At 69.1% G+C, this 18,664-nt stretch carries 16 protein-coding genes; 9 read left to right on the top strand and 7 right to left on the bottom strand.

What is annotated here, in order from left to right:
* Positions 1-15 precede the first annotated feature (15 nt).
* The 5 genes from tkt (at position 16) to AC07ZS_RS27490 (ending at position 6,800) form a co-directional block, all read left to right on the top strand.
* Positions 16-2,109 (top strand): transketolase, encoded by a 2,094-nt coding sequence (gene tkt / locus AC07ZS_RS27510; RefSeq protein ID WP_494801626.1) that lies wholly within the window; start codon positions 16-18, stop codon positions 2,107-2,109.
* A 44-nt stretch (positions 2,110-2,153) separates the two neighbouring features.
* Complete coding sequence (gap, locus tag AC07ZS_RS27505; protein WP_494801622.1) at positions 2,154-3,152, top strand: type I glyceraldehyde-3-phosphate dehydrogenase; 999 nt, start codon at positions 2,154-2,156, stop codon at positions 3,150-3,152.
* Positions 3,153-3,264: 112 nt separating this feature from the next.
* Positions 3,265-3,855 (top strand): TetR/AcrR family transcriptional regulator, encoded by a 591-nt coding sequence (locus tag AC07ZS_RS27500; RefSeq protein WP_494801621.1) that lies wholly within the window; start codon positions 3,265-3,267, stop codon positions 3,853-3,855.
* Between the two features lie 10 nt (positions 3,856-3,865).
* Positions 3,866-4,762 (top strand): alpha/beta hydrolase family protein, encoded by an 897-nt coding sequence (locus AC07ZS_RS27495; protein ID WP_494801620.1) that lies wholly within the window; start codon positions 3,866-3,868, stop codon positions 4,760-4,762.
* Between the two features lie 133 nt (positions 4,763-4,895).
* Positions 4,896-6,800 carry a S8 family peptidase gene (locus AC07ZS_RS27490; RefSeq protein ID WP_494801619.1) on the top strand — a complete coding sequence of 635 codons (1,905 nt, stop codon included), beginning with the start codon at positions 4,896-4,898 and terminating at the stop codon, positions 6,798-6,800.
* A 12-nt stretch (positions 6,801-6,812) separates the two neighbouring features.
* On the opposite strand, the gene AC07ZS_RS27485 is transcribed toward AC07ZS_RS27490, so the two are convergent.
* The 3 genes from AC07ZS_RS27485 to AC07ZS_RS27475 are packed head-to-tail and all read right to left on the bottom strand — an operon-like array spanning position 6,813 to position 8,828.
* On the bottom strand, positions 6,813-7,553 hold the full coding sequence (locus tag AC07ZS_RS27485) for an SPOR domain-containing protein (RefSeq protein ID WP_494801618.1): 741 nt from the start codon (positions 7,551-7,553) through the stop codon (positions 6,813-6,815).
* A complete protein-coding gene (locus tag AC07ZS_RS27480) occupies positions 7,550-8,353 on the bottom strand; it encodes a biotin--[acetyl-CoA-carboxylase] ligase (protein WP_494801617.1) in 804 nt (267 codons plus the stop codon). Before AC07ZS_RS27480 ends, AC07ZS_RS27485 begins: the two co-directional genes overlap by 4 nt.
* A gap of 16 nt (positions 8,354-8,369) precedes the next feature.
* Positions 8,370-8,828 carry an SET domain-containing protein gene (locus tag AC07ZS_RS27475; RefSeq protein WP_494801625.1) on the bottom strand — a complete coding sequence of 153 codons (459 nt, stop codon included), beginning with the start codon at positions 8,826-8,828 and terminating at the stop codon, positions 8,370-8,372.
* Between the two features lie 175 nt (positions 8,829-9,003).
* On the opposite strand from AC07ZS_RS27475, the gene AC07ZS_RS27470 reads away from it, so the two are divergent.
* Both AC07ZS_RS27470 and AC07ZS_RS27465 read left to right on the top strand, forming a co-directional pair.
* A complete protein-coding gene (locus AC07ZS_RS27470) occupies positions 9,004-11,946 on the top strand; it encodes a DNA topoisomerase III (protein WP_494801616.1) in 2,943 nt (980 codons plus the stop codon).
* Between the two features lie 23 nt (positions 11,947-11,969).
* Positions 11,970-12,620 (top strand): glutathione S-transferase family protein, encoded by a 651-nt coding sequence (locus AC07ZS_RS27465; protein WP_494801615.1) that lies wholly within the window; start codon positions 11,970-11,972, stop codon positions 12,618-12,620.
* A gap of 4 nt (positions 12,621-12,624) precedes the next feature.
* Here AC07ZS_RS27465 and AC07ZS_RS27460 read toward each other — a convergent pair whose 3' ends face one another.
* The 3 genes from AC07ZS_RS27460 to AC07ZS_RS27450 form a co-directional block, all read right to left on the bottom strand.
* Complete coding sequence (locus tag AC07ZS_RS27460) at positions 12,625-14,004, bottom strand: sensor histidine kinase (protein WP_494801624.1); 1,380 nt, start codon at positions 14,002-14,004, stop codon at positions 12,625-12,627.
* Between the two features lie 115 nt (positions 14,005-14,119).
* On the bottom strand, positions 14,120-14,794 hold the full coding sequence (locus tag AC07ZS_RS27455) for a response regulator (RefSeq protein ID WP_291111520.1): 675 nt from the start codon (positions 14,792-14,794) through the stop codon (positions 14,120-14,122).
* A gap of 95 nt (positions 14,795-14,889) precedes the next feature.
* The gene (locus AC07ZS_RS27450; protein ID WP_494801614.1) at positions 14,890-15,408 is read right to left on the bottom strand and encodes a MarR family transcriptional regulator; all 519 of its coding nucleotides are present in this window, start codon (positions 15,406-15,408) and stop codon (positions 14,890-14,892) included.
* 133 nt (positions 15,409-15,541) lie between these two features.
* Between AC07ZS_RS27450 and recA the strand changes: the two genes are divergently transcribed.
* Both recA and recX read left to right on the top strand, forming a co-directional pair.
* Positions 15,542-16,657, top strand: coding sequence for a recombinase RecA (recA, locus tag AC07ZS_RS27445; RefSeq protein WP_494801613.1), 1,116 nt, complete (start codon positions 15,542-15,544; stop codon positions 16,655-16,657).
* Positions 16,658-16,674: 17 nt separating this feature from the next.
* Positions 16,675-17,136 (top strand): recombination regulator RecX, encoded by a 462-nt coding sequence (gene recX, locus AC07ZS_RS27440; protein ID WP_494801612.1) that lies wholly within the window; start codon positions 16,675-16,677, stop codon positions 17,134-17,136.
* Positions 17,137-17,145: 9 nt separating this feature from the next.
* Here the strand turns inward: recX and AC07ZS_RS27435 are convergent, their stop codons facing one another.
* On the bottom strand, positions 17,146-18,651 hold the full coding sequence (locus AC07ZS_RS27435) for an MFS transporter (RefSeq protein WP_494801623.1): 1,506 nt from the start codon (positions 18,649-18,651) through the stop codon (positions 17,146-17,148).
* Between the last annotated feature and the right edge of the window lie 13 nt (positions 18,652-18,664).

Raw genomic sequence — 18,664 nt, 5'->3', positions numbered from 1 at the left:
CTTCCCCAGTACCCCATGTCCGACGCCGCCAGCACCCCCACCCGCACCGCCTCCGCCGCTTCGGCCGTGACCGCCCAGACCCAGGCCAACGCCATCCGCGCCCTGGCCATGGACGCGGTGCAACAGGCCAACTCGGGCCACCCCGGCGCGCCCATGGGCATGGCGGACATGGCGGTCGCCCTGTGGGGCCGCCACCTGCGCCACAACCCGGTCAACCCGCAATGGGCGAACCGCGACCGCTTCGTGCTCTCGAACGGCCACGGCTCCATGCTGATCTACGCGCTGCTGCACCTCACGGGCTACAAGCTGCCCATCGGCGAGCTCAAGAACTTCCGCCAGCTGCACAGCAAGACCGCCGGCCACCCCGAGGTGGGCATCACCCCCGGCGTGGAAACCACCACCGGTCCGCTGGGCCAGGGCATCACCAACGCCGTGGGCATGGCGCTGGCCGAGAAGCTGCTGGCGGCCGAATTCAACCGCGACGGCCACGCCATCGTCGACCACCACACCTACGTGTTCCTGGGCGACGGCTGCCTGATGGAAGGCATCAGCCACGAGGCCGTGGCCCTGGCCGGCGCCTGGAAGCTCAACAAGCTGATCGCGCTGTACGACGACAACGGCATCTCGATCGACGGCCAGGTCACGCCCTGGTTCATCGACAACACCGCGCTGCGCTTCACCGCCAGCGGCTGGAACGTGATCGGCCCGATCGACGGCCACGACACCGACGCGGTGGACCGCGCGATCGCCGACGCGAAGAACAAGGCCAGCATGGGCACCTTCGGCCCCACGCTGATCATCTGCAAGACGCACATCGGCAAGGGCAGCCCGAACCGCGCCAACACCGCCAAGGCGCATGGCGAACCGCTGGGCGCGGAAGAAATCCAGCTCACCCGCGAGGCCCTGGGCTGGACGCACAAGCCCTTCGAGGTGCCGCAGGACGTGTACGCTGCCTGGGACGCCAAGGCCGCCGGCCAGGCCGTGGAAGCCGACTGGAACGGCCAGTTCGCCGCCTACAAGGCCGCCTTCCCCGAGCTGGCCAAGGAGTTCACCCGCCGCATGAAGGGCGAGCTGCCGAAGAACTTCGCGCAGGTCGCGGTGGACGCCGCCGTGGCCGCGCACACCAAGGCCGAGACGGTCGCCAGCCGCAAGGCCAGCCAGCTCGCGCTGGAGACCTTCACCGCCGCGCTGCCCGAGCTGCTCGGCGGCAGCGCCGACCTCACCGGCTCCAACCTCACCAACACCAAGTCCACCCCCAGCCTGCGCTTCAACATGGCCGGTGACGTGGTGAAGAACGAGCAGGGCCAGGGCGGCCGCCACATCAACTACGGCGTGCGTGAATTCGGCATGGCCGCGATCATGAACGGTGTGGCGCTGCACGGCGGCTTCATCCCCTACGGCGGCACCTTCCTCACCTTCAGCGACTACAGCCGCAACGCCATCCGCATGGCTGCGCTGATGAAGCAGCGCGTGATCCACGTGTTCACCCACGACTCCATCGGTCTGGGTGAAGACGGCCCGACGCACCAGTCCATCGAGCACGCAGCCAGCCTGCGCCTGATCCCCAACCTGGACGTGTGGCGCCCCGCCGACACGGCCGAGACCGCCGTGGCCTGGGCCGTGGCCCTGGAGAACACCAGCCGCCCGACCGCGCTGCTGCTCAGCCGCCAGAACCTGCCCTACGCGCCCAAGAACGACCTGGGCCACATCAGCCAGGGCGCCTACGTGCTGGCCGAGCCGGCCGAAGTGGGCCTGAAGAAAAAGGCGCAGGCGGTGATCATCGCCACCGGTTCCGAAGTGCAGCTCGCGCTCAAGGCGCAGGAGCTGCTGGCGCGCGAACACAAGATCGCCGTGCGCGTGGTCTCCATGCCCAGCACCACCACCTTCGACCGCCAGACCGCCGCCTACAAGGCCTCGGTGCTGCCGGCCGGCGTGCCGCGCATCGCGGTCGAGATGGGCACCACCGACGGCTGGTGGAAGTACGGCGTGGCCGCCGTGGTCGGCATCGACACCTACGGCGAGTCGGCCCCGGCGCCGGTGCTGTTCAAGCACTTCGGCTTCACCGACCAGAACGTGGCGGACACGGTGCGCGCCGTGCTCGCGAAGTGAATTTTTGTTAACCCCTTTTTGAAACCTTCCAGGAGAGACGAGACATGACGATCAAGATCGGCATCAACGGCTTCGGCCGCATTGGCCGCAACGTGCTGCGCAGCGCCATCCAGAACTTCAACGACATTGAAGTGGTGGCGATCAACGACCTGCTCGAGCCCGATTACCTGGCCTACATGCTGCAGTACGACAGCGTGCACGGCCGCTTCAAGGGCACGGTCTCGGTCGAAGGCAACACGCTGATCGTCAACGGCAAGAAGATCCGCCTGACGCAGGAGCGCGACCCGGCCAACCTGAAGTGGGCCGAAGTCGGCGCCGACGTGGTGATCGAATCCACCGGCCTGTTCCTGGACAAAGTCACGGCCCAGAAGCACCTGGACGCGGGTGCGAAGAAGGTGATCCTGTCGGCCCCGTCCAAGGACGACACCCCGATGTTCGTCTTCGGCGTGAACGACAAGACCTACAAGGGCGAGGCCATCATCTCCAACGCCTCGTGCACCACCAACTGCCTGGCGCCGATCGCCAAGGTGCTCAACGACAAGTGGGGCATCAAGCGCGGGCTGATGACCACGGTGCACGCGGCCACGGCCACGCAGAAGACGGTGGACGGCCCGAGCAACAAGGACTGGCGCGGTGGCCGCGGCATCCTGGAGAACATCATCCCCAGCAGCACGGGCGCGGCCAAGGCCGTGGGCGTGGTGATTCCCGAGCTCAACAAGAAGCTCACGGGCATGAGCTTCCGGGTGCCGACGTCCGACGTGTCGGTGGTGGACCTGACGGTGGAACTGAACAAGGAAGCCAGCTACGAAGAAATCTGCGCGGAGATGAAGGCACAGAGCGAGGGCGCCTTGAAGGGCGTGCTGGGCTACACGACGGACAAGGTGGTGGCGACGGACTTCCGGGGCGACACGCGCACCTCGATCTTCGACGCCGACGCCGGCATTGCGCTGGACAAGACCTTCATCAAGGTCGTGAGCTGGTACGACAACGAATGGGGCTACTCCAACAAGTGCCTGGAGATGGTTCGCGTCGTCGCCAAGTAAGCGCAAGCTCACTTCGATAAAAAGCGCCTTCGGGCGCTTTTTTCTTGTCCTGGCGCACCTGGGCGACAGGCGTGGATTGACACTAGACCGACCGGTCTATAGATTGCGATCCATGATCGACACCCCCGCTCCCGGCACCCGCGAACGCCTGATCGCCGCCATGACCGACGCCCTGCGCCGGCGCGGCCTGCACGGCATCGGCCTGACCGAACTGCTGGCCCAGGCCGGCGCGCCCAAGGGCGTGCTGTACCACCACTTTCCCGGCGGCAAGACCGAGCTGGCCGTGGCCGCGATCGACGACGTGGTCGCGCGCATGCTGGGCTGGCTGGACGGCCTGCTGGCCCGGGAGGGCGACCCCATCGAGGCGGCGCGGCAATGGATGCAGGGCGCGACCCAATCCCTGAGCAGCACGGGTTTTCACGCCGGCTGCCCGCTGGCCACGGTGGCGCTGGAGAGCACGCCCGACGACCATGCGCTGCGCGAGGCCCTGGCGCGCGCCTTCGCCACCCTGCGCGAGCGCATCGCGCTGGCGCTGGAGCATGCCGGCGAGCCGCGCGAGTCCGCCCAGGGCGTGGCCGCGCTGATCGTTGCCGCCTACGAAGGCGGCTTGCTGCAGGCGCGCGTGGCCCACAGCACCGAACCGATCCAGCAGGCCACCCAGACCCTGCTGAGCCTGCTGGCCGCGCGCCGCCCGGCCGTTTGAGGAGACTCCCATGACCACCACCCCGGACATCCGCATCGAAGCCCTCACGCTGACCGCCGCCGACGGCTACCCGCTCGCGGCCCGGCGCTACCGCAGCCCCACGCCGGCCCGCGCCCACCTTGTTGTCGGCGGCGCCACCGCCGTGCCGCAGGGTTTCTACAAGCGCTTCGCCGAACACGCCGCGCGCCGCGGCTTCGATGTGCTCACGCTCGACTACCGGGGCATCGGCGAGTCGGCCCCGCCCACGCTCAAGGGCTTTCGCATGGACTACCTGGACTGGGGGCGGCTCGACCTGGCCGCCGCCGTCGAGGCCATGCACGAGGACGGCCTGCCGCTGTACCTGGTGGGGCATTCCTATGGCGGCCATGCCCTGGGCCTGCTGCCGCACCACGACTGGGTGGACGGTGCCTACACCTTCGCCACCGGCGCCGGCTGGCACGGCTGGATGCCGCCGCTGGAGCGCCTGCGCGTGCTGTTCATGTGGCGCGTGCTGGGACCGGTGTGGACGAAATTCGCCGGTTACCTGCCCTGGAGCCGCCTGGGCATGGGCGAGGACCTGCCGCTGGACGTGTACCGCCAGTGGCGCGGGTGGTGCCGCTTTCCGCGCTACTTCTTCGACGACCCGCAGATGAAGGCCACCACCGACCGTTTCGGCCAGGTGCGTTTCCCGATCGTGGCCGCCAACGCGCTGGACGACGCCTGGGCACCGCCGGCCTCGCGCGACGCCTTCATGGCCGGTTACCGCAACACCTCGGTGCGCGCGGTCACCATCGACCCGCGCGCCGCGGGGCTGGGCCCCATCGGCCACATGGGCTACTTCCGCCCCCGGGCCATGCCCTTGTGGAACGAGGCGCTCGACTGGTTCGAGTCCTTGCGTCCGGCCGCGCTCGGTCTGGCGGGCCGTTGAGCGCAGGTGTTGTAAAGCTGTGCAGAAATGCCGAAACGCCGGGAGATAAGGGCGATGAGAAAGACCGGCATGTCAAAATGTTTCGTCACATTCCCCACCTTGCCACGCTTGCCCTTCCGGCTCTCCCACCTCCATGCGGCGACTGCTTCCAGCCTTGATTCTGTGCACGGCCACCCTGGCAGGCCTGATCGCCACTCCCGCTGGGGCACAGCAGCCGTCCGTGCTGCGTGAAGCGGCCGGCCTGATCATCGGCTTCAAGGGCGACGAACTCGAATCCACCGCCGAAACGAACCAGGGGCCCTGGGCGTCCGGGCGCGAGCGCGCCCGCGCGCAATGGGATCAGAACGCCCGCCAGGGCCGCGAACGCCTGAGGCGCTGGGCACGCGAGGTCGGCCTGCCCTCGGGCCAAGCCGGCGAGGCGGGCAACGCCCGCCTGCTGCGCTTCGACCGGCCCTTGCGCGGCCAGGCGCTGGACAACGCCTTGCGCCGAGCGCGCCTGCACCCCGACGTGGCCTGGGTCGAGCCCGATGTGCTGGTGCCCCGCCTGGGCGTGCCTGTCGTGCCCAACGACCCCTTGTTTGCCCAGCAATGGCATCTGCAGGCGCCCGACCCCTTGAACCTGGCGGGCCTGAACCTGCCTCCCGCCTGGGGCGACACCACGGGCAGCACCTCCGGGTCCACGGCGGTGGTGGCGGTGGTCGACAGCGGCATCCGCTTTGGGCATCCGGATCTCGCGGGCAAGCTGCTGCCAGGGTACGACCTGGTGAGCGAGCTGGCCGTGGCCAACGACGGCGACGGGCGCGACACCGACCCCAGCGACCCAGGCGACTGGTTGCATCCCGCCGACCTGGCGAACTCGCTGTTCGCGGGCTGCGACCTGTCCAACAGCACCTGGCACGGCACCTTCATCGCGGGGCAGATCGCCGCCGCCGCCGACAATGCCCAAGGCATCACGGGGCTGAACTGGGGCGCCAAGGTGTTGCCGGTGCGCGTCTCCGGCAAGTGCGGCGCCCTGCTGTCGGACCTGCTCGACGGCCTGCGCTGGGCCGCGGGCCTGTCGGTCTCGGGCCTGCCATCCAACCCCAACCCGGCGCGCGTGATCAACCTCAGTTTCGGCGGCGATTCGGCCTGCACGCCGGCCTACCAGAGCACCATCGACGCGGTCACCAACGCGGGCGCCCTCATCGTCGTGGCGGCCGGCAACTCGGACACCACGCTCACCCGCCCTGCCGACTGCCGCCGGGTGATGACCGTGGCCTCGGTCCGCAAGGACGGGGCGAAGGCCTCGTATTCCAGCTTCGGCACCCGCGTGGCGCTGTCCGCGCCCGGTGGCTCGACCGAGGCCGCTCCCTCGACCCTGCTGTACTCGACCGACAACGGCGGCACGACCACCCCGGGCGTCGACATCTACGGCTACAAGCAGGGCACCAGCTTTGCCGCGCCGCAGGCAGCGGGCATCGCCAGCCTGATGCTGGCCGTGAATCCCTTCCTCAGTCCACGTCAGCTGATCGAGCGCATGAAGGCGGGTGCCCGGCCCCATGTGGCGACCGGTTACGCCGCCTGCGGCACCCCGGGGGCGGGCGTGTGCAATTGCACCACGACCACCTGCGGTGCCGGCCTGCTGGACGCCAACACCTCGGTGCAGCTGGCCACCGGGCCGGCCGTCGTGATCCGGCCCGTGAATGACGTCGAACCGGGCACGGTGATCACGCTCGATGGCAGCTCCAGCGTGGCCATTCCGGGCGCCACCATCGTGTCCTTCCAATGGGTGCAGGTCAGCGGGCCGCCGGTCTCGATCTCGTCGTCCAACGGCGCGGTGGCCCAGGCCACGCTGGTGGCGGAGAACAGCTATGTGTTCTCGCTCACCGCGGTCGACAACTTCGGCCGCACGGGCGAAGACACCGTGCGCGCCGTGGCGGTCATGCCGCCCCGCAGCGGCGGCGGGGGCGGCTCCACGGGCCAGTTGTGGGGCCTGAGCCTGTGGGCCTGGGTGATCGCCGTGGCCCTGTGCCAGCGGCGCCGCCAGCGCCGGGCCTGAGGCCCGCCGGCGTCAGCTGCAGCGGCGCAGCGGCTTGCCCGCCATGGCCTCGCGCAGGCCTTCGACCGCCGAGCGCTGGGCGTCGGTGATGGCCGGTAGCCGCAGCGCGTACGACACGCTTTCCGCCCGCTCCTGCGCCACCCGGGCCGTGCGAACGCCGGCCTGCTCAGTCTGCTGCAGGGCCTGCCGCGCGGCGGCTTCGGTGGAGTACGTGCCCAGCGCCAGCCCCGGGGCCAGCCCGTTGGCGGTCAGCTCCCGGAACTGCACGCCCAGCCCGCGCAACTCGGCCTTCTTGCGCTCCACCTGCTCGGTGTTGTCGTAGCGACCCATGTAGACGATCCAGCGGCCGCTGCTGCGGGTCTCGGTGAGCTGCCAGCTGCCCGCTGTCAGGCCCAGCAGCGCGAGCTCCGCGCGCAGCAACTCGGTCTGGGGTTCGGTGAAGCCGGCGGCCTGCCAGCAGGCCCGCGGCCCCTCGCTTTGCGGGACGGCGGCGGCGGGCGGGGCCGGGGGCGTCGGTGCCGCTTCCGGGGCCGGTGCCGGCGAGGTGGCCGGCGCGGCCTCGGGGGCGGGTTCGTCGGCCGGCTGGCCCTTGGGTCCGTTGAGCAGGCGCAAGGCCTCGGGCTTCACCTGCTGCGCCAGGCGCTGAGGCTCACGCTGGTCGACCGGGGCCATGCCCAGGCCATCGAGGTAGCCCTGGGTCCAGGCGAAGTAAGCCGCGTTGGCCAGCACCAGCAGGATGGCGGCCCATCTCAACACGGGCGCACGCTCACTTCCGAACTGGTGACGGTCTGCATGCCCTGGTCGGTCAGCACCTGCAGGGCGCCGTCGAGGTTGACGCCGCAGGCCATGCCCTGGGTGCCATCGGAGAGCCGCACCGTCAGGCCCTGCAGGGCGTCCAGGGTGGCGAAACGTTGCGCGAAGGCCGCAAAGCCTTGTGAGGCGAACGCGAGCACGTCCTGCACCAGCGGGGGCACCACGCGTTCGAGCACCTCGCCGGGGGTGATGCCCATGCTGACTTCGGCCAGGCCGGCCGGCGCCATGGCGGCGACGGTGGACCCCTCGGGCACGAGGGCGGCGACGGCCGCGGCCTCGGGTCGGGCGATGTTGATGCCCACGCCGATCACCACCATGCGCTGGCCCTGGGCCGCGTCACCGTGGCTGGCGGTCTCCACCAGGATGCCGCCGAGCTTGCGCTGCTGCAGCCAGAGGTCGTTGGGCCATTTCAGCCGCACCTCGGGGTGCAGGCTCTGCGCCAGGCTCACCCCCACCGCGAGCGACAGGCCCGACCAGCTCGAGGGTGCCAGCGGCAAGGCGATGGAAAACGTGAGCGACTGGCCCGGCTTGCTGTGCCAGCCCTTGCCGAGCCGGCCCCGACCGGCGGTCTGCTGCTCGGCGGTCAGCAGCACCGGCTCCATGAGGCCGTTGCGCGCGCGTCGCATGAGCTCGCTGCTGGTGGAGTCGATGCTGGGCAGCACCTCCACGGTGAAACCCGGCAGATGGGGCACCACGGCTTCCCATACGGCCTCGGCGTGATGGGTCAGGGTGTCTGCCATGCGAGGGGAGAGGTCTTCAGCCGAGTTTGGAGGCGCGCCCTGCGCGCTTGGGGGCGAGGAGCGTGCCACGGCACTTCTTGGCGCCGCACCAGCAGGGGTACTCGGCCTTGAGCTTGGGCGTGTAGGGCTCGTCGATCACCAGGCCATAGTCGTAGAACAGCTCTTCACCGGCCTCGATGGGGCGCCGCGCGCGGATGAACACCCGCCCGTCTTCCACGTCGGCTTCGCAGTTGGGCTTGCAGCTGTGGTTGATCCAGCGCGCCGAATTGCCGCCGACCTTGGCGTCGATCACGTGGTCTTCGTCGATGTGGAAGTAGAACGTGTGGTTCGGGTCGCTCGGGTCGTGCGGGTGGCGGCGCAGCGCCTCGTCCCAGGTGATGATCTCGCCCACGTACTCGATGAGCGTCTCGCCCTCGGCCAGGTCGACCACGGCGTACACGCCCTTGCCATGGACGCCGGAGCGCCGGGTCTGGATGCGGCGGCTGTTGGAGGCGGCGGCCTTGGCCGGGGCGGAAGAGGGGCGCGGCTGCGTCTGGCGGGGGCTTTTCGTCACGGCCAAAATATTTGGTAAGGTTGTTTCATGCAGGTGCGCGCGAGTGTGCGCGTACCCATGTGCGCGTGTACACGCGCGTGGAAAGCCGATTGTAGAGATGAAAACCCTGGTCATTGCCGAGAAGCCATCCGTGGCCCAAGACATCGTGCGAGCGCTCACCCCCGTGGCGGGCAAGTTCGACAAGCACGATGACCACTTTGAGAATGACAAGTACGTGGTGACCTCCGCCGTGGGCCACCTGGTGGAGATCGCTGCGCCCGAGCAATTCGACGTGAAACGCGGCAAGTGGAGCTTTGCGCACCTGCCGGTGCTGCCGCCCTATTTCGAGCTCAAGCCGATCGACAAGACCAAGTCGCGCCTGGGCGCGGTGGTCAAGCTGGTCAAGCGCAAGGATGTGACCCGCCTCATCAACGCCTGTGACGCGGGCCGCGAGGGTGAGCTGATCTTCCGCCTGATCGAGCAGTACGCCGGCGGCTTGAAGAACGGCAGTTACCAGTCGCTGGGCAAGCCGGTGCAGCGCCTGTGGCTGCAATCGATGACGCCGGCCGCGATCCGCGACGGCTTCGAGCAACTGCGCAGCGACGAGCAGATGCGGGGCCTGGCCGATGCCGCGCGCAGCCGCTCCGAGGCCGACTGGATGGTCGGCATCAACGGCACGCGCGCCATGACCGCCTTCAATTCGCGCGACGGCGGCTTCTTCCTCACCACGGTGGGCCGGGTACAGACGCCCACGCTGTCCATCGTGGTCGAGCGCGAGGAAAAGATCCGCGCGCACCGCAGCCGCGACTATTGGGAGATCCACGCCAGCTTCCTGGCCGAGGCCGGCGAGTACCCCGGCAAGTGGTTCGACCCCAACTTCAAGAAACCCACCGGCGACGATGCCGACGCCGAACTGCGCGCCGACCGCGTCTGGAGCCAGCGCGAGGCACTGGCGATCGCCGAGGCGGTGCGCGGCAAGGCCGCCAGCGTCAAGGAAGAGAGCAAGCCCACCACCCAGGCCAGCGGTCTGCTGTACGACCTGACCAGCCTGCAGCGCGAGGCCAACGGCCGCTTCGGCTTCTCCGCCAAGACCACGCTGCAACTGGCGCAAAGCCTGTACGAGCGCCACAAGGCCCTGACCTACCCGCGGACCGACTCGCGCGCCCTGCCCGAGGACTACCTGCCGACGGTGAAGCAGACCTTCGACATGCTCGCCGGCAGCGGCATGAAGCACCTCGCGCCGCACGCGAAGACCGCGATCGACAACGGCTACATCCGTCCGAGCAAGCGCATCTTCGACAACAGCAAGGTCAGCGACCACTTTGCCATCATCCCCACGCTGCAGGCGCCCAGCGGCCTGAGCGAGGCCGAGCAGAAGCTGTACGACCTGGTGGTGCGCCGCTTCCTGGCCGTCTTCTTCCCCAGCGCCGAGTTCATGGTGACCACGCGCATCACCTCCTCGGTGGGTCACCATTTCAAGACCGAAGGCAAGGTGCTTGTGAAGCCGGGCTGGATGGCCGTCTACGGCAAGGAAGCCGCCGAGGACGTGGTCGATGCCAAGGAAGGCGACAAGGGCCAGAACCTGGTGCCGGTGCGCGAAGGCGAGACGGTGCGCACCGAGACCGTCGAGCCCAAGGGCCTCAAGACCAAGCCACCCGCCCGCTATTCGGAAGCCACCCTGCTGGGCGCCATGGAAGGCGCCGGCAAGCTGGTGGACGACGACGAGCTGCGCGAAGCGATGCAGGAGAAAGGCCTGGGCACGCCTGCCACGCGCGCGGCCATCATCGAAGGCCTGCTGACGGAAAAGTACATCCTGCGCGAAGGCCGCGAGATCATCCCGACGGCCAAGGCGTTCCAGCTCATGACGCTGCTGCGCGGTCTGGGGGTGGAGGAACTCTCCAAGCCCGAGCTCACCGGCGAGTGGGAGTACAAGCTGGCGCAGATGGAGCACGGCCAGCTCAGCCGCGCCGCCTTCATGGGCGAGATCGCCGCCATGACCGAGCGCATGGTGAAGAAGGCCAAGGAATACGACCGCGACACCATCCCCGGCAACTACGCCACGCTGTCCACGCCATGTCCGAACTGCGGCGGTGTGGTGAAGGAAAACTACCGCCGCTACACCTGCACCGGTGCCGACGGCAACAGCGAAGGCTGCGGCTTCTCGTTCGGCAAATCGCCCGCCGGCCGCACCTTCGAGCCCGAAGAAGCCGAACAGCTGCTGCGCGACAAGAAGATCGGCCCGCTCGAAGGCTTCCGCTCCAAGGCGGGCTGGCCCTTCGTGGCCGAGATCGTGATCAAGTTCAACGAAGAAGAGAAGAACTGGAAGCTGGAGTTCGACTTCGGTGACGACAAGAAGGGCGAAGAAAGCGGTGAGCTGGTGGACTTCACCGGCAGCGAGTCGCTGGGCGCCTGCCCGAAGTGCGGCAGCCCGGTGCACGAACACGGCAGCAACTACGTGTGTGAGAAGTCGGTGCCGACCCTGGCCCAGCCCACGCCGAGCTGCGACTTCAAGAGCGGCAAGATCATCCTGCAGCAGCCGGTGGCGCGCGAGCAGATGAGCAAACTGCTGGACACCGGCAAGACCGACCTGCTCGACAAGTTCGTCTCCATGCGCACGCGCCGCGCGTTCAAGGCCTTCCTGGCCTGGGACAAGGAAGCGGGCAAGGTGAACTTCGAGTTCGAGCCGCGCGCCAGCAAGTTCCCGCCGCGCAAGACCGCCGCGGGCGCACCGGCCAAGGCCGCGCCGGCGAAGAAGGCGGCGCCCGCCAAGAAGGCCCCGGCGGCCAAGAAAGCCGCCGCCAAGACACCCAAGGCACCGCGCAAGACCACCGCGGCGACGGGCAAGCAACCCAGCGCCGCGCTGGCCGCCGTGATCGGCGACGGCCTGGTCTCGCGCCCCGAGGTGGTGAAGAAGCTGTGGGACTACATCAAGGCCCACGGCCTGCAGGACGCCACCGACAAGCGCCGCGTCAACGCCGATGCCAAGCTCGCCGCCGTGTTCGGCAAGCCGCAGGTCACGATGTTCGAGATCGCCGGCATCGTCGGCCAGCACCTGAGCTGATTCTTTTCAAGAGGACTTTTCGCATGAGCCTGAAACTCTATTTCGCCCCCGGCGCGTGTTCCTTCGTGCCCCACAGCATGCTGGAGCTCTCCGGTGTCGAGTTCGAGCCGCACAGCGTCAAGCTGCACAAGAACGAGCAGCGCAGCCCGGAGTACCTGGCGATCAACCCGCGCGGCCAGGTGCCGGTGCTGGTGGACGATGGCCAGGTGATCACGCAGATCGTGACCATCCTGCTGCACCTCGATGCGAAGCTGCCCGAGGCAGGCATCCTGCCGGCATCGGGGCTGGCGCGCACGCGCGCGCTGCAGACGCTGACCTGGATGAACAACACCGTGCACCCCACCTTCACGCACGTGTTCATGCCGGACAAGTTCACCGACGACGAAGCCGCGAAGCAGGCGATCCGGGCCTACGCCGCCAAGGCCTACCGGGGCCTGCTGGAGGAGATCGAGGCCCTGGCCGCAAAGGCCTCGCCCTGGATGACCGGCGAGCGCCCCGGCGCGCTGGATGCCTACGCGCTCACGCTGCTGCGCTGGGGCGGTTTTGCGGGCATCGACCCGACCACCCTGCCGGCCACCTGGGACCTGGCCCAGCGCTTCGCCGCGCTGGCGCCGGTGGCGCGCGCCATCGAGCGCGAGAAGCTGATGCTCAACATCTACAAGCCCAAGGCCTGATCGCTCAGGCCTGCTGCCGCGGCGTCTTCGGGGTGAAGCGCACCGAGGCCAGCAGGCCGGGCGGGTGGCGGTCGGGGTGCGCGCTGTCGATCAGCACCGTCGCGCCGTGCTGCTGCGCGATTTCCTGCACGATGGTCAGGCCCAGGCCCGAGCCGTCCACGTTGGTGCCCAGCGCGCGGTAGAACGGCTGCATCACGAACTCGCGCTCGCTCTCGGGAATGCCCGGGCCGTTGTCTTCCACCTGCAGGATCTGCACGCCGCTGAACGGGTCGATCAGCACGCGCGCGGTGACCACGCCGCCGCGCCCGCTGTAGTTGATCGCGTTGTCGACCAGGTTGCGCACCATCTCCTGCAGCAGAATCGGGTTGCCGTCCATCAGGCAGTCTTCCGGCACCTCCTCCGGGCCCTCGAAGCCCAGGTCGATGCCGTGTTCGAGCGCGCGCGGCACCGAGTCCTGCACCGCGCCGCGCACCAGGCGGGCCAGGTCCACGCGGGCGCTGGGCAGGGTGCGGCCGGTGGTCTCGGCGCGGGCCAAGGCGAGCAACTGGTTCACCGTGTGCGTGGCGCGTGAGCTGGAGCGTGCGATCTGCTTGAGCGAGCCGTGAATTTCCTCCGGGTTGCTCTCGCGCTGGGCCAGCTCGGCCTGCATGCGCAGACCGGCCAGCGGCGTCTTGAGCTGGTGCGCGGCGTCCGCGAGAAAGCGCCGCTGCGTCGTGAGCGAGGCCTTCAGGCGCGTGAGCAGGTCGTTGATCGACGACACCAGCGGTGCGACCTCCTGCGGGATGGCCGACTCCTCGATCGGGCTCAGGTCGTCGGGCTTGCGCGCGCGGATGCGCTGCTCCAGCTCGTTGAGCGGGCGGATGCCGCGCACCAGCGCCAGCCACACCAGCAGCACGGCCAGCGGCAGGATGACGAACTGCGGCACCATCACGCCCTTGATGATTTCGGCCGCCAGCGTGGAGCGCTTGCCGCGCGTCTCGGCCACCTGCATCAGCACCAGGTTCTGGGCGTCGTTGCGCTCGAGCCAGGTGTAGGCCACCCGCACTTCGTCGCCGCGCACCACGTCGTCGCGCAGCAGCACGCGGCCCGCCTCGGGCGTCTCGTCCTCGCGCGGTCGAGGAAAGTCCAGCTCGCCGCTGACGAGCTTGCCGCGCGGGTCGATCACCTGGTAGTAGACGAGGTCGCTGTCGTCAGCGCGCAGCAGGTCGCGCGCCTGCGCATTGAGGTTGAAGCTGATCTGCCCGTTCTGGTTGGCCACGAACTGCGTGAGCGCCTGCAGGTTGAACTCCAGCGCGCGGTCGAACGGCTTGCTCGCGATGCCCTGGGCCACGAACCAGGTCAGGGCCAGCGAGAGCGGCCACAACAGCAGCAGCGGCGTGAGCATCCAGTCCAGGATCTCGCCGAACAGGCTGCGCTGTTCGCGCTGGAACAGGCCGAACGACTTCGGGATGGGGCGGCCCGCCACCGGCGGCGGCGCGGCCTCGATCACGGCCTCGGTTTCAGCCGGCGATTTTTTCAAGGCAGTAGCCCAGACCGCGCACGGTGGCGATGCGGATCGGGCCTTTCTCGATCTTCTTGCGCAGGCGGTGGATGTAGACCTCGATGGCGTTGTTGCTCACCTCTTCGCCCCATTCGCACAGGCGCTCGACCAGCTGGTCCTTGCTCACCAGGCGCCCGGCGCGTTGCAGCAGCACCTCCAGCAGGCCGAGTTCGCGCGCCGAGAGCTCGACCATCTTGCCGTCGATGGTGGCCACGCGGCCGGCCTGGTCGTACTCCAGCGGGCCGTGGCGGATGGTGTTGGTGGAGCCGCCCATGCCGCGCCGGGTGAGCGCGCGCACGCGGGCTTCGAGTTCCTGCAGCGAGAACGGCTTGGCCATGTAGTCGTCGGCGCCGTAGTCCAGGCCCTTGACGCGTTCTTCGACGCTGTCGGCGGCGGTGAGGATGAGCACCGGCAGCGTGGAGCCGCGCGAGCGCAGGCGCTTGAGCACCTCCAGGCCGTGCAGCCGGGGCAGGCCCAGGTCCAGGATCAGCAGGTCGAACTCGTTGTTGGTCAGCAGGGCGGCGTCGGCCTCGGTGCCGCTGGTGACGTGGTCCACCGCCGCGCCGGCGGCGCGCAGGCTGCGCAGCAGGCCGTCCGCCAGCACGTGGTCGTCTTCGGCAATCAGGATGCGCATGGATGTCTCCTGGGTGGCTGTCGGTGCAGCGCTTGATCGGGAATGCCCGGCATCGGGCGAACCATTTTAGGCCGCGCGGACCCCGGTCGAGGTGTTCAGCGGGGCGGCACTGCCGCCCGCGCGCCGGGCGATTCCGAGCCATAGGCCTCCAGGCCCAGCGCGACCACGGTGGCCACCGCGTCACCCACCTGGGCGCGGAATTCGGCTTCCGCCTGGGCCACGGCCTGGCGGAACGCCTCCAGCCACAGCAGGCCGGTGTCGGTGAACACGATGCGCCGAGCCCGCGCGTCGCGCGCGTCCGCCTCGCGCCGCACCAGGCCCCAGGCCTCGCACTGCGTCACCAGGTCCCCCATGGCCTGCTTGCTCATGCCGGCCTGGTGGGCCAGCTCGGTCAGGCGCGAGCCGTGCAGGCCCAGGTGGCGTGTGATGTGAACGTGCGCGGCGCCCACCTGCGCCCGCGCGGCCAGGTGCGAGAGCGCCAGCGGCACGTTGGCGTCGTGCGCCATCAGGCTGAGCACGCGCTCATCGAAGCGCCGCAGCGCCAGGCCCATCAGGCGCCCCAGGTGGCCGCCGCGCCAGCGGTCGTCGGGCAAAACAGGGTTGGTGTCAGGCATTTTTATATGGTAAGGCAAACTGACCAAATAATGGCTTGTTGGATTTCAACCGGCCTGTAAACTCCTGCTCAAGCATCCAGCCTGTACACATTTACAGGTTTTGTGAAACCCAACACCCGCTCAGGAGCCCCTCATGGACGCAGCCGTCAAGAACAACCCCGTCAACAGCGAAAAAGCCAAGGCCTTGCAGGCCGCGCTGGCCCAGATCGAAAAGCAGTTCGGCAAGGGCACCATCATGCGGCTGGGCGAGGGCGAGGTGATCGAGGACATCCAGGTCGTCTCCACCGGCTCGCTGGGTCTGGACATCGCGCTGGGCGTCGGCGGCCTGCCCAAGGGCCGTGTGGTCGAGATCTACGGCCCGGAATCCTCGGGCAAGACCACGCTGACCTTGCAGGTCATTGCCGAAATGCAGAAGCTCGGCGGCCAGTGCGCCTTCGTCGACGCCGAACACGCACTGGACATCCAGTACGCGCAGAAGCTCGGCGTGAACCTGCAGGACCTGCTGATCTCCCAGCCCGACACCGGCGAGCAGGCGCTCGAGATTGTCGACAGCCTGGTGCGCTCCGGCGCAGTCGACCTGATCGTGGTCGACTCGGTGGCCGCGCTCACGCCCAAGGCCGAACTCGAAGGTGAAATGGGCGATTCGTTGCCCGGCCTGCAGGCTCGCCTGATGAGCCAGGCGCTGCGCAAGCTCACCGCGCACATCAAGAAGACCAACTGCATGGTCATTTTCATCAACCAGATCCGCATGAAGATCGGCGTGATGTTCGGCAGCCCCGAAACCACCACCGGCGGCAACGCGCTGAAGTTCTATGCCTCGGTGCGCCTGGACATTCGCCGCACCGGCACGATCAAGAAGGGTGAGGAAGCGATCGGCAACGAGACCAAGGTCAAGGTGGTCAAGAACAAGGTCTCGCCACCCTTCAAGACGGCCGAGTTCGACATCCTGTTCGGCGAAGGCATCAGCCGCGAGGGCGAGATCCTCGACCTGGGCGTGGTGCACCGCGTGATCGAGAAGTCGGGCGCCTGGTACGCCTACAACGGCGAGAAGATCGGCCAGGGCCGCGACAATGCGCGCGAATTCCTGCGCGAGAACATCGAGCTGCGCGTCGAGATCGAGAACAAGGTGCGCACCGAGCTGGGCGTGCCGCTGCTGCCGGTGGACGAGGCACCTGCGCCTGCGGCCAAGGCGGGCAAGGCCGAGAAGGCCGCCAAGGCCAAGGACACCGACGCCGCGTCGGCCGCCTGAGCCTCGCCTCCTGTCGCATGGCCTTCGATCAGATCTCCCTGAAAGGCCGCGCGCTGCGCTTGCTGGCAGGGCGAGAGCATTCTCGCGCCGAGCTGCAGCGCAAGCTGAGCGCGCACGAAACCGAGCCTGGCGAATTGGCGAAGGCGCTGGACGAGTTGGAGGCCAAGGGCTTCATCAACGAGCAGCGCGTGCTGGAGTCGGTATTGCACCGGCGCTCGGCCCGTCTGGGCGCATCTCGCGTGCGCCAGGAGCTGCAGGCCAAGGGGCTGGACCCGCAGGCGGTGGCCGAGGCGGTGGCCGGTCTGCAGGGCTCGGAAGAAGCCCGGGCCCGCGAGGTCTGGCGCAAGCGCTTCAGCGGGCCGCCGGCCGATGCGCCCGAGCGCGCCCGGCAGATGCGCTTCCTGCTCACGCGCGGCTTCGGTGCCGAGGTGGTGCGGCGCGTGGTGAAGGGCGCTCCTGCCGACGACAGCGAAGACTGAGCTCTCGCGTCAGAGCGGCCGGGGTGTGCGCAGCATGCGCCACGCCAGCAGGCCGCTGGCCACCATGATGCCGGTGCCCAGCACCGCGGCGGCCTGCAGCCCGTCGACGAAGGCCGTGCGCGCGGCCAGCCCCAGGGCCTCGGCCAGCGGCGCGGGCAGGCTTTCGGCGACCCGCAGCGCGCCGCCCAGGGTCGAGGCTTCCGCCACCGCATCCGAAGCCAGGCCCGCCGGCAGCTGACCGGCCATGCCAGCGCGGTAGAGGCCTGTGGCGAGGCTGCCGAACACCGCGATGCCCAGGGCCCCGGACAGCTCCGCGCTGGTTTCCGACAGGGCCGAGGCCGCGCCCGCGCGCTCGGGTGGCGCCGAGCTGATCACGATGTCGTTGCCCAGGGTGAACACCGGCGCCATGCCGATGCCCATGAGCGTCATGCCCGCCACCAGCGCCACCAGGCCGTGGGTGCCGTCGACCAGCGCCACGCCGGCAAAGCCGATGGCAGACACCGCCAGCCCGGTCACCATGGTCCGGGGCGCCGAGTACCGTTGCGCGATGGCCGGGGTCAGCATCGAGCCGACCACGAACGACAGGGCCCAGGGCACGGTGCACAGGCCGGCCACCAGCGGCGAGAGGCCCAGCACGAGCTGCAGGTGCTGCGAAACAAAGATGTAGACGCCGAACATCGCGAACGAGGACAGGGCGTAGGTGCAGATGGCAGCCGCGAAGCGCGGCTGGCCGAACAGCCGCAGGTCGAGCAGCGGGTAGGCGATGCGGCGCTGGCGGCGCACGAAGGCCACGCCCGCCGCGAGGCCGAGCGCCGCGGCCACCCAGGTCGGCGCGTTCACATGGCCTTCGGCCGCCTGCTTGAGCGCGAACACGCCGCCGAGCACGGCGGTGAGCGAGAGCGCCACGCTGCCCAGGTCGAGCCGGCCGGCCTCGGGTTCGCGGTACTCGGGCAGCAGGAAGGGGCCCACCGCCAGCAGCAGCAACATCACCGGCACCGCGGCCCAGAAGATCGCGGGCCAGGCGAAGTACTGCAGGATCACGCCGCCCACCAGCGGGCCGATCGCGCCACCCACCGAGTAGCTCGAGATCCAGATGCCGATGGCGACGCGCCGCTCGCGTTCGTCGCGGAACATGTTGGAGATGAGCGAGAGCGTGGAGGGGGCCAGCGTGGCGCCCGCGATGCCCAGCAGCGCGCGCGTGGCGATGAGGGCGTGCGCGGTGGTGGACAGCGCGGCCGCCACCGAGGCCGCCGCGAACGCCACTGCGCCGATCATCAGGAGGCGCCGCCGCCCGATCTTGTCGCCCAGCGTGCCCATGGTGATCAGCAGGCCGGCGACCATGAAGCCGTAGATGTCGATGATCCAGAGCAACTGCGAGGCCGAAGGACGCAGGTCGGCGCTGATCGCGGGCAGGGCCAGGTTGAGGACCGTGAGGTCCATGGCGTAGACCAGGCACGGCAGGGCGATCACGCCCAGCGCCACCCATTCGCGGCGCGTGGCGCGGGGTGGGGCGATCTCTGTCTTGGGC

The sequence above is a fragment of the Hydrogenophaga sp. GW456-12-10-14-TSB4 genome (genome assembly GCF_059424305.1).
Note: the sequence above shows the minus strand (reverse complement) of the source record. Positions and strands in the feature narration are given on the sequence as shown.